The 13,104-nt window shown below is 38.1% G+C and carries 11 protein-coding genes; 7 read left to right on the forward strand and 4 right to left on the reverse strand.

Going from position 1 to position 13,104, the window contains the following annotated elements:
* From WBM60_RS10920 to acs, 6 genes are all read left to right on the forward strand, one after another.
* A partial coding sequence (locus tag WBM60_RS10920; protein ID WP_424283073.1) for a gliding motility-associated C-terminal domain-containing protein occupies positions 1-371 on the forward strand: 371 nt, incomplete at its 5' end.
* A gap of 8 nt (positions 372-379) precedes the next feature.
* Positions 380-1,366: a PorP/SprF family type IX secretion system membrane protein gene (locus tag WBM60_RS10925; RefSeq protein WP_424283074.1), complete on the forward strand. Its 987-nt coding sequence runs from the start codon at positions 380-382 to the stop codon at positions 1,364-1,366.
* Positions 1,367-1,377: 11 nt separating this feature from the next.
* Positions 1,378-3,318: an OmpA family protein gene (locus tag WBM60_RS10930; RefSeq protein WP_424283075.1), complete on the forward strand. Its 1,941-nt coding sequence runs from the start codon at positions 1,378-1,380 to the stop codon at positions 3,316-3,318.
* 165 nt (positions 3,319-3,483) lie between these two features.
* Positions 3,484-3,741 carry a DUF4212 domain-containing protein gene (locus WBM60_RS10935; RefSeq protein WP_424283076.1) on the forward strand — a complete coding sequence of 86 codons (258 nt, stop codon included), beginning with the start codon at positions 3,484-3,486 and terminating at the stop codon, positions 3,739-3,741.
* Between the two features lie 27 nt (positions 3,742-3,768).
* Complete coding sequence (locus WBM60_RS10940) at positions 3,769-5,460, forward strand: sodium:solute symporter family protein (protein WP_424283077.1); 1,692 nt, start codon at positions 3,769-3,771, stop codon at positions 5,458-5,460.
* 12 nt (positions 5,461-5,472) lie between these two features.
* On the forward strand, positions 5,473-7,380 hold the full coding sequence (acs, locus tag WBM60_RS10945; protein ID WP_424260047.1) for an acetate--CoA ligase: 1,908 nt from the start codon (positions 5,473-5,475) through the stop codon (positions 7,378-7,380).
* 15 nt (positions 7,381-7,395) lie between these two features.
* On the opposite strand, the gene WBM60_RS10950 is transcribed toward acs, so the two are convergent.
* Both WBM60_RS10950 and WBM60_RS10955 read right to left on the reverse strand, forming a co-directional pair.
* Positions 7,396-8,649 carry an NRAMP family divalent metal transporter gene (locus WBM60_RS10950; RefSeq protein ID WP_424278143.1) on the reverse strand — a complete coding sequence of 418 codons (1,254 nt, stop codon included), beginning with the start codon at positions 8,647-8,649 and terminating at the stop codon, positions 7,396-7,398.
* Positions 8,650-8,710: 61 nt separating this feature from the next.
* Entirely contained in the window at positions 8,711-9,358 is a 648-nt protein-coding gene (locus WBM60_RS10955) for a SanA/YdcF family protein (RefSeq protein ID WP_424276511.1), read from the reverse strand.
* A gap of 206 nt (positions 9,359-9,564) precedes the next feature.
* Between WBM60_RS10955 and WBM60_RS10960 the strand changes: the two genes are divergently transcribed.
* Positions 9,565-10,086, forward strand: coding sequence for a 5' nucleotidase, NT5C type (locus tag WBM60_RS10960; RefSeq protein WP_424279061.1), 522 nt, complete (start codon positions 9,565-9,567; stop codon positions 10,084-10,086).
* A 142-nt stretch (positions 10,087-10,228) separates the two neighbouring features.
* Here WBM60_RS10960 and WBM60_RS10965 read toward each other — a convergent pair whose 3' ends face one another.
* Both WBM60_RS10965 and WBM60_RS10970 read right to left on the reverse strand, forming a co-directional pair.
* A complete protein-coding gene (locus WBM60_RS10965; protein WP_424279062.1) occupies positions 10,229-11,248 on the reverse strand; it encodes a DUF481 domain-containing protein in 1,020 nt (339 codons plus the stop codon).
* 115 nt (positions 11,249-11,363) lie between these two features.
* On the reverse strand, positions 11,364-13,079 hold the full coding sequence (locus WBM60_RS10970) for a hypothetical protein (protein WP_424276513.1): 1,716 nt from the start codon (positions 13,077-13,079) through the stop codon (positions 11,364-11,366).
* Positions 13,080-13,104 lie beyond the last annotated feature (25 nt).

Genomic DNA, 13,104 nt, shown 5'->3' on the forward strand with positions numbered 1-13,104 from the left:
TTTGGGGCAATACCGCAACCATACTTAGTCCTCCCCTTGTGCCAGGAGCAGATCCTGAAGCATTTGCCCGGGTTAATGTAAACGAACCAACCAGCACGGAACCCGGCTTCCTGTTTAATGAATTTTCACCCAATGGTGATGGAACAAATGATTTGCTCAAGATTAATAACCTGGAGGATTATCCAAACAATTTTCTTCAGATATTTAACAGATATGGCAACAAGATATTTGAAGCTCAGGGCATGACAGACGGGAATACCTGGGATGGAACAAGAAACGGTGAACAGGTACCTGCAGGCACCTATTATTATGTACTGGATTTAGGAGATGGTTCAGAAATTAGAAAAGGCTGGATTCAGCTCATAAGATGATAAAAATAATGACTTGTACCTCAAGCAGATCTTTATATAGCAATGTCTTTCTACTACTTGGCTTTTTACTTGCCATGTGCAGTACGGGTTATTCCCAGCAGGAACCCCAGTACACCCAATATATGTACAATATTGGAAGTTTTAACCCCGCCTATGTGGGAACGGTAGAAACTATAGATATTACAGGCCTGTACAGGGCGCAATGGATAGATATTGAGGGAGCTCCCAGGACCATCAGGTTTGGGATAAATTATCCTTTTGAAAATGACAAGATGGGACTTGGTCTTAACGTTCAAAGTGATCAGTTGGGCCCAACAACAAATACCTTTGTAGATATTTCTTATTCGTATCAACTATATCTTTCTGCCAATACAAAATTGTCTTTTGGTATGGATGTAGGGGGTTCGTTTTTGAATGTCGATTTTTCTAAAGGAGATTTTGAAAACCCCGGAGAGCCTATTTTGGGTCGGCAACAAATCAACGAATTTTATCCCACTGTTGGGGCCGGGTTATTTTTATATCAGGACAAATGGTACATAGGGGTATCGGCACCTAACTTTTTGCCTGGCGGTCTTTACAACGATGATGTAGCCCAGGTAGTAGATGATGGACTTCAGTTTAATTTTATAGGGGGTTATGTTTTTGATTTATCTGAAAATCTTAAATTTAAACCTGCTTTTTTAGCAAATTTTATTTCGGGAGCACCGGCAACTGCAAATTTATCAGCTAACTTTCTAATTAATGATGTGTTGACCGCCGGGGCCTCTTACAGGTTTGATAATGCAATAAGCGGATTGGTAGGATTTCAGATATCCAACAGCATGTTTGCTGGATATTCTTACGATTATAACACCAATCCAATAGGTCAATATAATAATGGTTCGCACGAAATAATACTTAAGTTTTATGTTGGAAGAGGCGCTAAAACTAAAAAGGATAAAATTGAGAATCTTAAGGGCAAACCAAAACAAATAGATTCACCAAGGTTTTTCTAAACGTAAAGGCAATGAAATATAAATTCTTAATTCTGATAGCTTTTTTGTTTGTAAGCAGCTTTTCTTTTGCCCAGGATAAAAAATCAAAAGGAGATGACTTCTTTTTTGAGTACAAATACCCCCAGGCAATTATTGAATACAAAAAGGAAAAAAACGAAAAACCCCTAAGTAAAAAACAAATACTCAATTTAGCAGATTCTTATTTGCGTACGAACAATTATAAAAATGCAATGGATACGTATCTTTCAATATATAAGGAGGATACTGAAATTTCTACCTATCACTTTAATAATATGTTGCAGGCCATGGCCAAAACCTCCGGCCAGGACAGAGTGAAGGCCTTTCTTGCAACAAAGACAGATGTTTTATCCAATGAGCTCTTGGAAAACGCGGAATTTAATTATGAGCTTCAGGATTCTGAAATTGCTAATGACCTCAATTATCAAATTTTTAATATCAATTCCAATGGTCCGGCCTCTGATTTTTCACCATCTTTTTATAAGGATGATAAATTACTTTTTACCAGCACCAGAAGTCTTAAAGCCAATAATAAAAAAGGAAACAAGGAAAAAGAATACCTGGAAATATTTGTAGCCAAAGTTGGGGTTGATGGTCAGATTCTAAATCCCAATCCGTTTTTAGATGTTCCTGCATCAGATTTCCATCAGGCAACACCCTTCTATTCTGAAGCCAAGGATGCTGTTTTTTATGTGAGTTCAAATACTCAGGAGGATCAGCTGACTTTCGATGAAAACGGAAAAAATAGCCTGGCCGTTATGATGGCTGCCGGGGAAGAATCTGCACAATATCTTTTAAGAGATCCAAGTACCTCTTTTTATTACCCGTTCTATGATGCAAACACCAGCAGACTTTACTTTGCAGCTAATTTCCCTGATGGATTTGGGGGCACAGATCTTTATTATGTAGATACTAACGAAGGAAAGATCATGTCTGCACCCATAAATTTGGGGTCAAGGATAAATACTCCGGGCAATGAGGTCTCACCTTTTGTCTTTGAAAATAGCCTTTATTTTGCATCGGATATCTTTTATGGCCTGGGAGGCATGGATATTTATAAATCAGAAATGCAAGGCGATGAATCTTTTAGCATCCCGGTTAATTTGGGTTTAGGTCTTAATTCTGCGGAGGATGATTTTGGGTTCATTATTAAAAATAATAAAACCGAGGGGCTTACGGGTTATTTTTCATCAAACAGGGCTGAAGGTAAAGGCAAAGATGATATTTATGGATTTAATGTTGATGAGAAACCAGGTCTTAAAACATTGGTGTTAAGGGGAAAGGTAACTAATTCCGGCTCTAAAGAAGGAGTTTCTAAGGCAGCAGTTAGAATTTACGATACAGAGCAAAACTTAATTAAAGAAATTTATTCCAATGAAGATGGCACCTACAGATTGGAAATTCCCTGGAGAGAGTCTATTGTACTTGAGGTTTCCAAAGAACGATATTCTTCACAAATCCAGTCTTTTGATAAAACTGCAACCGAAAATCTTGAGGCGAATGGTTCCGTTGACATGAACCTGCTGTTTCTGGATGACCTTGTAGAAGAAAAAGAGGATCAGACGGTACTCAAATTGAAGAAATTCTATTTCCAAAAAGGCAGGTCCGTTATAACTCCTGAGGTTGCCGCTGAGCTGGACAAAGCCGTACTCGTGGTTAAAAGTTTTCCTCAATTACAATTACGAATAGAATCTCATACTGATAGTCGTGGTGGAGGTGCTACAAATTTTAGATTATCACAGCAGCGGGCAGATGCCATAAAGGACTATTTAGAACAGCATGGTGTTTCAACTTCAAATATTCTGTACGCAATTGGCTATGGAGAGGATAAAATAATCAATTCCTGTAAGAATGGCGTTTACTGTCTGGAGCAATTACATAACCAGAATGAGCGGCAATTGATAGTTGTCTTAAATTACGACCTCATATATTAGGCTCTGTCGATTCCTTCAGGGAAGCTCTTTAACATTCCGCAATGATTCCATAAAAGCATATGCCGCCATAATCGGTAAAATAGCTTCATGTGGGTAAACCAAAATTTTGCTTCGGCTTACCTTTTAATTCTTTGGAATACTTATATTTAAAGAAATAAATTTTATATGAGTCGCGATTCTAAAGCTAAGGGATATTGGAAAAAAAACCTGCAATACCTTTCAATTTTGTTAGCTATTTGGTTTTTAGTATCCTATGGTTTTGGAATTCTGTTCAAGGAAACCCTGGATACTATTTCCCTTGGGGGATTTAAGCTCGGTTTTTGGTTTGCACAGCAGGGCTCCATTTATGTCTTTGTTGTGCTCATATTCATATATGTCATATTGATGAACCGCCTTGATAAGAAATACGGGTTCGACGAATAAATTAAACCAACCAAACTTTTACAGTGCATGGATGTACAAACCTGGACACTAACCATTGTTGTCCTTACTTTTTTACTTTATATAGGAATTGCAATCTGGTCCAGGGCCAGTTCTACTAAAGATTTTTATGTTGCCGGGGGCCATGTTCCTGCCTGGGCGAATGGATTAGCTACAGCCGCAGACTGGATGTCGGCTGCGTCTTTTTTAGGAATGGCCGGATTAATATCATTTGATGGTTATGACGGTTCTGTATATTTGATGGGATGGACCGGCGGATATGTGCTTCTGGCACTTCTGCTAGCACCCTATCTCAGAAAATTTGGACAATTTACGGTACCAGATTTTATAGGTGATCGCTACTATTCCAATATAGCGCGTTCAGTGGCTGTTGTATGTGCCCTTATGGTTTCATTTACCTATGTGGCAGGTCAAATGAGGGGGGTAGGCCTCGTTTTTTCCAGATTTCTGGAAGTTCCTATAAATACAGGTGTAATTATTGGTATGATCATCGTATTGTTTTATGCCGTTTTGGGGGGCATGAAGGGAATTACCTATACGCAGGTGGCCCAGTACTGCGTATTGATTTTTGCTTTTATGGTGCCTGCTATATTTATTTCCATTCAGATGACCGGTAATTCAATTCCTCAATTAGGAATGGGTAGTAATGTAATTGGTGAAAGTGTTTCCTTGCTGGACAAGTTAGACGGATTATCGATGGAGCTTGGATTTGATGAATACACTAAGGGCTCCAAGCCTATGATTGACGTATTTTTCATTACTGCTGCTTTAATGGTAGGAACCGCAGGATTACCTCATGTCATTGTCAGGTTTTTTACAGTACCTAAAGTAAAGGATGCCCGAAAATCTGCGGGTTATGCCCTGTTTTTTATAGCCATCTTGTATACCACGGCCCCTGCGATTGCCGTTTTTGCCAGAACAAATTTAATTGAGACGGTAAGCAATAAAAATTATGCTGAGATGCCCGCCTGGTTCTCTAAATGGGAATCCACTGGCCTGTTAAAATTTGATGATAAAAATTCCGATGGGATTATTCAGTATGTAGCGGACCCCATGATTAATGAATTGGAAGTAGATAAGGACATTATTGTACTCGCTAACCCTGAGATAGCTAATTTGCCCAATTGGGTAATTGCATTAGTAGCGGCTGGAGGATTGGCAGCTGCACTTTCTACTGCCGCGGGTTTGCTATTGGTTATCTCCACGTCAATCTCACATGATCTGATTAAAAAACAATTCAAACCAGATATTTCAGATAAAAATGAATTGGTAATTGCAAGGATGTCGGCCGTTGTAGCAGTTTGTATTGCAGGGTATTTCGGGATAAATCCTCCAGATTTTGTTGCCGCTACAGTTGCTCTGGCATTTGGTTTAGCCGCTGCCTCTTTTTTCCCTGCCATAGTAATGGGTATTTTTTATAAAAAGATGAATAAAGAGGGTGCGGTAGCCGGTATGATAGCCGGTATGGTAGCTATGTTATTTTATATGCTAAAGTTTAAATTTGATATGTTTGGAGGTGGGACAGCGCAAGATTGGTGGTTTGGAATTTCTCCCGAGGGTTTTGGTACTGTAGCTATGTTGCTTAACTTTATAGTATCTATAATTATATCCTTATTTACACCGGATCCTCCAAAAGAGGTGCAGGAAATTGTGGAGAATATTCGAATACCTAGCGGTGTTATGGAAGTAAATTCGCATTAAAAAATAGTTGGCATGAGTAATTATCACATTAAACATTTAGAAGAATATTTTCAGGTATATCGTAAGTCTGTTCAAAATCCTGAAGCTTTTTGGGAAGAAATAGCAGAAGAGCATTTTGTTTGGCGTTCAAAATGGGATAGAGTGCTGAGTTGGGATTTTACAAAACCCGAAATTAAATGGTTTGAGGGTGCAGAACTTAACATAACAGAGAACTGTCTTGACAGGCACCTGCCAACTAAACGCAATAACACTGCGATCATTTTTGAACCTAATGACCCTAAAGAAGAAGCACAGCATATCACTTATGGACAATTGCATGAAAGCGTATGCAGGATGGCTAATGTACTCAAGGAAAACGGAATAAAAAAAGGGGACCGTGTTTGTGTATACCTCCCCATGATTCCAGAATTGGCATATACTGTTTTGGCCTGCGCCAGAGTTGGTGCCATACATTCTGTTGTTTTTGCAGGATTTTCTTCAAATGCACTGGCTACCAGGATAAATGATTGTGATTGTAAAATGGTGGTAACTTCTGATGGTTCCTTCAGGGGTAATAAAACTATAGACCTAAAAGGTATTGTTGATGTGGCTCTGGAAGATTGCCCGGGCGTGGAGAAGGTTTTGGTGGTTGAGCGTACCGGAGGAAAAGTAAAAATGAAGAAGAACCGGGATTTGTGGTTAAAACCATTATTGGATAATGCCTATGCAGATAGTGATGCCGAACGTATGAATTCTGAAGACCCCCTTTTTATTCTCTATACATCGGGGTCAACAGGCAAGCCAAAGGGTATGGTACATACCTGTGCAGGCTATATGGTATATACAGCCTATACCTTTAAAAATATATTTCAATACAGGGATGGTGATGTGTATTGGTGTACCGCTGATATTGGTTGGATTACAGGTCATTCCTATATTATTTATGGCCCCCTGGCAAACGGGGCAACTACGGTTATGTTTGAAGGGGTACCCTCATATCCGGATTATGGACGATTTTGGGAGGTTGTTGAAAAGCATAAAGTAAATCAGTTTTATACTGCTCCTACTGCAATAAGGGCATTGGCAAAGGAAAACCTGGATTATGTTGAAAAATATGATCTCTCTTCCCTTAAAGTTTTAGGATCTGTTGGCGAGCCAATTAACGAAGAAGCCTGGCATTGGTATAATAATAATATTGGACACGGTAAAAGCCCCATTGTAGACACCTGGTGGCAGACTGAGACCGGCGGAATAATGATATCGCCTATACCGTATGTTACCCCAACAACCCCAACATATGCAACCTTACCCTTTATAGGAATACAACCTGCACTAATGGACGAAGAAGGTCATGAAATTATGGGAATTCAGGTAGACGGACGGTTGTGTATCAAGTTTCCTTGGCCTTCAATGGCCAGAACCATATGGGGAGATCATGACAGGTACAGGGATACTTATTTTACTGCCTATAAAAACAAATATTTTACAGGGGATGGTGCCCTCAGGGACGAAGTAGGATATTACAGAATAACCGGACGGGTTGATGATGTAATCATTGTTTCAGGTCATAATCTGGGGACTGCTCCAATTGAAGATGCTATAAACGAACATCCTGCTGTGGCTGAATCTGCCATTGTTGGTTTCCCACATGATATTAAAGGGAATGCACTTTATGGTTTTGTGATTCTAAAGGAAATAGGGGAAACCAGGGACAGAGATAACCTTAGGAAAGAAATAAACCAGCAAATCACCGAACATATTGGCCCAATTGCTAAGTTAGACAAGATACAGTTTGTTTCTGGTTTACCTAAAACACGAAGTGGCAAGATCATGAGGCGTATTTTACGAAAGATCGCTTCTAAAGACACTGAAAATCTTGGAGACATTAGCACGCTATTAAATCCTGAAGTGGTAAAAGAGGTTATGGATAACGCTTTATAGGCTTGAGTTGCTAACTTAAAAAAGGACCATCCAGCAATAATAAATTGCAAACAGCGACAGGAATATTATTCCGGCGAAAGTCAGGACTTGTAACCCCTTACTGGGATGAAAATGGTTAGGAAGGTCATGACTCATCACATTTTTTAGATTCATATAACCGACTATCGGAGCTAAAACAAAAGAGACAAAAGTTGCAAGAGCTACCAGGGCCCCCATATTTGCTCCAAAGGCTGTGATTACGATAAAATTAACGAGGGCTAAAAGTATAACCCCCGAGGCGTAATACTTTCTACCGGAAAAATCTTTAGTCTTAGGGGTAAGCAAACCAACTATGTCAATACTTACCCTTGATATAGCGTCATGGGCCGTCATACAAGTGCTAAACATGGTGGCAAAGGCAGATACTGCAATAAAGATATATGCCCATTCACCAATATGTGTAGTAAACAATTGCACCACCTGATCTGCAAAGGTGATAGCATTACCACTCAATTCTGTATTTGTACCATAAAGGGTCAACCATCCGATGATTAAAAAGAAAATAGCCAGGACGGCGGTCATCAAATACCCTGAGTTAAATTCCTGTAGTGCTTCTTTTAATGTAGGTTTGGCCTTATTTAATTTATATTTTTCCAGACTCCAAAGGCTGATCCAACTTGAAGCTTCAACGGCTGTGGGCATCCAACCAATTAACCCAATTAAAAACAAGATACCCACCTCATTAAATATTGGAGGTCTTACAAAACCGGAAACCGGTTCTACCTGCCCTTTATAAATCACTAATAATGTGGTAACAAGTAAAGCCACAAATAAAATGGAGATGACGAATTTTAAGGAGGTCTCCAGAAAGCGGTAGCGACCTATGATTAACAGGGTACTAATAAATACAAATAAACCAAGGGCAACCATGGCAACAGAAAGTTTCTCAACATTAAACAGGTTTATAAACAATCCGGCAGTAACCACATAAAGTGCGGCCAGGATGGTAAAGGTGGTTACTAACGTAATAAACGCATAAAGCCATAAATAACCTTTACCCCGATTAAGATACCCTTCTATCAGGGTTTTGTTGGTTACATTGGTATATCGTATTCCGAATTCGAAAAAAGGGTATTTTAAAATATTGGCAAGGATGATGGGTATCACCATAACCCAGCCGTACTGCGCACCTGCTTTGGTTGACAATACCAAATGGGATGTCCCTATCGCCATACTTGCAAACAACAACCCCGGACCAAGGTTTTTAAGTAGTGTTTTAAACTTTGACATGTGTGGTTGGGTTAACTTTCAGTGACTAAAATAGGTTATTTTATACAAAAAGAGGAGACTCCTATTTTATCTCAATTTTTTCGCCGTAAAAGCGGGGTTGTGTATTTAAAAGTAAATCTATAAATACTTTTACTCTTGCAAAATATTCACGAAACTGAACTTTAATGCCTTCTTTCCCGGAAATCCCCTTCGCATTAAAACCTATAGCCATAAGGCCTTTTTTCTCAGCCAGATAAATTGCGCGTTCATTGTGAAATTGCTGAGAGATTACGGTAACACTATCAAGGCCAAAGATAAATTTAGCTCTTACCATAGAATCCAAAGTGCGGAAACCGGCATAATCAAGAAAAATTTTTTCGCCCGGGATACCCCTTTTTACCAGGTCTTTTTTAATTGTAGTAGGTTCATTGTAGTATATGCTCCCATTATCTCCACTTACCAGAACATACTCTATTTTACCTGCTTTATAAAGTTTAATGGTTGCATTGATACGATGGGCATAATATGGATTTACACCGCCCTCCACAAGCATTCTTGAAGTGCCTAATACAAGGCCAACTTTATTTTTTGGTATAACAGCCGGATCATTAAAGGTTTTGCCTCTTGCCGATATTTCAATAGTAAAATTGGAAATCACTATTGCGAGGAGTGATAAGAGCAGCAGTATTGCCGCTAAAAAACGATATTTCCTTTTAATGGTTATTTTCATTTCAATTTTAAAGGTAAGGAAACGGCTGCGATCTTTTTAGACATAGAGACAAAAACAAAAAAAATCGATTTGAAGCTAAAAAAATAGACTTATATATTATCAATTAGTTAATTTTAATACCGCAATCATTACCAATTGATTGACATTTTATTACTCATTTCCTGAGTATTAGGATTTTTTAGTAGTTCACATAGTTAAATTCAATTATGACATTATTTATAGACATGGATGAGGTAATAGCGGATACCTACAGGGCACATATTTCGCTTTATAACAAAGAGTTCGGGGAAAACCTTACTGTGGAGGATTGTATAGGAGGTGAAGTATGGCAAAGCGTCCCTGAAAATCGAAGAAGCCATATTCACAGACACTGCCACGAAGAAGGTTTTTTTCGTGCCCTGCCTCCTATTGAAGGCAGTAAAGAAGTAATCAGGGAATTAACCAAAGTTTACGACGTTTTTATTGCTTCAGCGGCTATGCAATTTCCAAATTCATTAATTGAAAAACACTATTGGTTAGATGAACACTTTCCTTTTATTGATTGGAAACGGCGCATATTATGCGGGGATAAGCACATTCTTAGGGGAGATATCCTTATAGACGACCGGAAATACAACCTCGAAAACTTTGAGGGGAGGTCCATACTGTTTAGCTCTCCTCATAATGTAAATACAAACGGGTTTGAGCGCGTCAATTCCTGGCAGGATGTACGACAAATATTATTGTAATACCAAATAGATGTTCATGCCCTAATAATTTCTTTTTAACGAATTCAAAAATTAGTAAAGTTCGTAGGTTAAATGAGTGTATACTGCAAATTTACGGGAGATGCTAGCTGCAGGTATAGCGCGTATTAGGACACTAAAGGATTTACCATTCCCAGCCAAATGCAAGTTTCCAGTAATAATCCGAATCACTTGCTCCGACTGTGGGCTGGTTATCATAATTCAGGGTAACTCCTGTTTTTACATAAAAGTCAAGTGGCAGGTCATATTTCATATCAAAATTCCAATCTACACGCCAACGACCGCTCTCGCTAAGACTGGGGTATGTTATTAAACGCGTAATTATACTTAGATCTTTAATGTCAAACATATTGAGTTCAGTTCCTAATATGCCTTCCACACTTGACCTGTCTTGAGCATCACTTGAAAATCGTTCATTGTTGTAGGACAAGCCCGTTAATACGCCCCAATACATTTTATTGGTATTTACTATGTAATTTCCAACCCCCATGGAAACTATAGTTCGCAAATCTAAAAGTTGTTCTGTATTAGATAGCAAGGATACCTGAGGAGAAAGATACCAGTCTTTCGGGAGAAAGTAATTAAAGACAAAAGAGGCATCTTCCCTTCTGATATCTTCTGCATTGTCCTGAGTAGAACGCAACATATTTGCATTAATAAGTGCTGACCATTTATCCTCAGTATACTTTAGGTTGGTTCCAAAGGTGAACTGTTTTAAATTATTAGCTTTTGTAAAGCTTAAACCAAAATCTACTGCGGCATCAAGCCTGCTCCAAAACCCCTCATTCAGGGGCTGAAGAAATACTATATCCGGTATCTGCACTTCTGTTTCAACTGCACCTTCCCTATCGATAATTGTAATGGAGTTACCCTCATTGGACCTTAGGCTACCAACAATACGACTCCCATCAGTTAAGCTGGTTAAAAAAACGGATTGGGTATAGATTTTTTTAATCTCCAGCCATTCTATGGTAAAATCAGAGTCACTGTAATTGGTTTCGATGGTTAATATTCCCTTATTCATAGATTTAACTTCCCCTATAATTACAGTATTCGTATCTAAAAGCAGTGTATCTGTTTGAGCATGGCCCGTTGCACATGCAATGAATATAAGTACTATGCTAATCTGTAGTCTTTTAAACATACTAAATTGTTTTAGGGTGATTAAAATAGTTAAAATTTAATTTTAAGTAATTTTAAGGCCATTTAATATGAACAAAAACAGATTTACGGATAAATATGGTGAGGACAAAGAGGTTTCAATTTTTATTTCTTTTTTTCTTATCCGAGCTGTCTTTTCTGTCTTTATCGGCTTTTACAGACTGGTGTTTTCCAGTTGGGACCAGGGCATTTACAATTCCTGATTGGATAGATTTCCATAAGTAATTGCCAATTCCTTTATAGGGGACCCTTTCAAAATGCATTGTTGAAACAATAGTGTTTCCGTTTTTGGATGGATTGGAACTTTTTACCAATGAATTGGCAAGCCATGATAAGGCTTTATTCGTTGAATTATCCTTTTTAAATAGTTCAACTTCCAAATCCGTGTATAACATAGTGAAATTGCCATCCATAGCTGTGGAATTGCCCACTGCGTCCCAACTTATGCCGTCTAAACGGCCACCTACAAGTTTTACGCCTATGGCCGAAAAAACAGTTGAGTTGAAAAAGGTAAACTTTGTAGTACCAAGGGTATTGCCGGAAAAATAAAACCGGCCATCAGCCGAATTATAAGGCATTTTAATAAATGTTTCAATTGGAGTGGATATTAATATCGCCTTAAAATCAATGGTTAAATCTTTATCGATCGAAATAGAGTCTTTTAGAGAGGATATAGTATTGATGGATGCATTAATATCAGACATATCAATATCTAACAGGTCTTTTGGCATTTTCTCCTGTTCAGAGTAATTCAGATAAGAATTGGTAATGCTGATTGAATTTATCTGAAGAGGTTGGTTTGTTTTTTTAAGCCCCTGAACAGGCAACAAGGCACGTTTGTTCTCATTAAAGGGCTTGCTTTTATCCTTGGCAATAAGGGTGGTCATGCTATCAATGGCTATCTGATCAATGTATAATACCCCGGAATGAATGAGGGGATCAACATTAAAACCACTTATGGAAATGTTTTTTATAGCAATTTCATATACTTCACCAGAATATTTAAAGGTACTCATCACCTCTGCATTACTTACAAGGGGTTTATAAATAAGACCATCTATGGAAATATGTTCATCTCCATATGAATAGCGCAAATTTTCAAAATTCAGGACATACAGTCCGTCGGGAAGGTTGAATTCCTGTTTTTGAAGTCGAATTTCCAACTCACTATTGTCAAAATGAAAATAACCTGTATTGTTTTCAACCGGCACCAAATCTATGCCATCAATAATGAGCTCCTTACCCTGGTATGCAGATATAGTATCCCTGTTAGAGGCATCAATGATATGAAATCCATAATTTTCAATTTTTATTTCAGCCAGGGAAAGCTCTTTTAATCCCGATATATGAATGGAATCTATAGAAAAAGTAGATTCTTTTTCTTTATCCACAACTGCTATATCATGTTCTTTTTCTGGTCTGTAAAGATTGAAATTAAGATGATCAACAACTATTTTCTTAACATCTATTTGTTTTTTGGTAAGATAACTAAGAAAAGTCCAACCGGAAAAAGTGACTTTCGAAACTGATAGGGCTTTTAAAGCGTGTTCTTCTGTAGCGCCATTTACTAAGCTGTCAAGAAATTCTTCCTTTGGTTTGATACTTAGGCCATCAATACTAATTCGGCCTAAAAAAATATTTATGTCAAAATCATCTACAGTAAGGATATAATTTTTTTCCTCATTAATTTTGGTAATTTCCTGCTTGAGGTAACGGCCAACAACAGATTCAAGGATTACATTCGTAGAAACAACCAATAATACTCCCAAAAAGAGTATGACCAAACCAATGCGAAGTGTTCTTTTTTTTGTCATGTACTATAATTGGTATAAAATGTAC

It is taken from the genome of Eudoraea sp., from assembly GCF_049669105.1.
In the GTDB taxonomy this organism is placed as follows: domain Bacteria; phylum Bacteroidota; class Bacteroidia; order Flavobacteriales; family Flavobacteriaceae; genus Eudoraea.

What these genes read in the sequence shown, in the direction of transcription:
- WBM60_RS10925 (WP_424283074.1), top strand. Translation starts at nt 380, where the DNA reads ATGACTTGTACCTCAAGCAGATCTTTATATAGCAATGTCTTTCTACTA.
- WBM60_RS10930 (WP_424283075.1), top strand. Translation starts at nt 1,378, where the DNA reads ATGAAATATAAATTCTTAATTCTGATAGCTTTTTTGTTTGTAAGCAGC.
- WBM60_RS10935 (WP_424283076.1), top strand. Translation starts at nt 3,484, where the DNA reads ATGAGTCGCGATTCTAAAGCTAAGGGATATTGGAAAAAAAACCTGCAA.
- WBM60_RS10940 (WP_424283077.1), top strand. Translation starts at nt 3,769, where the DNA reads ATGGATGTACAAACCTGGACACTAACCATTGTTGTCCTTACTTTTTTA.
- acs (WP_424260047.1), top strand. Translation starts at nt 5,473, where the DNA reads ATGAGTAATTATCACATTAAACATTTAGAAGAATATTTTCAGGTATAT.
- WBM60_RS10950 (WP_424278143.1), bottom strand. Translation starts at nt 8,649, where the DNA reads ATGTCAAAGTTTAAAACACTACTTAAAAACCTTGGTCCGGGGTTGTTG.
- WBM60_RS10955 (WP_424276511.1), bottom strand. Translation starts at nt 9,358, where the DNA reads ATGAAAATAACCATTAAAAGGAAATATCGTTTTTTAGCGGCAATACTG.
- WBM60_RS10960 (WP_424279061.1), top strand. Translation starts at nt 9,565, where the DNA reads ATGACATTATTTATAGACATGGATGAGGTAATAGCGGATACCTACAGG.
- WBM60_RS10965 (WP_424279062.1), bottom strand. Translation starts at nt 11,248, where the DNA reads ATGTTTAAAAGACTACAGATTAGCATAGTACTTATATTCATTGCATGT.
- WBM60_RS10970 (WP_424276513.1), bottom strand. Translation starts at nt 13,079, where the DNA reads ATGACAAAAAAAAGAACACTTCGCATTGGTTTGGTCATACTCTTTTTG.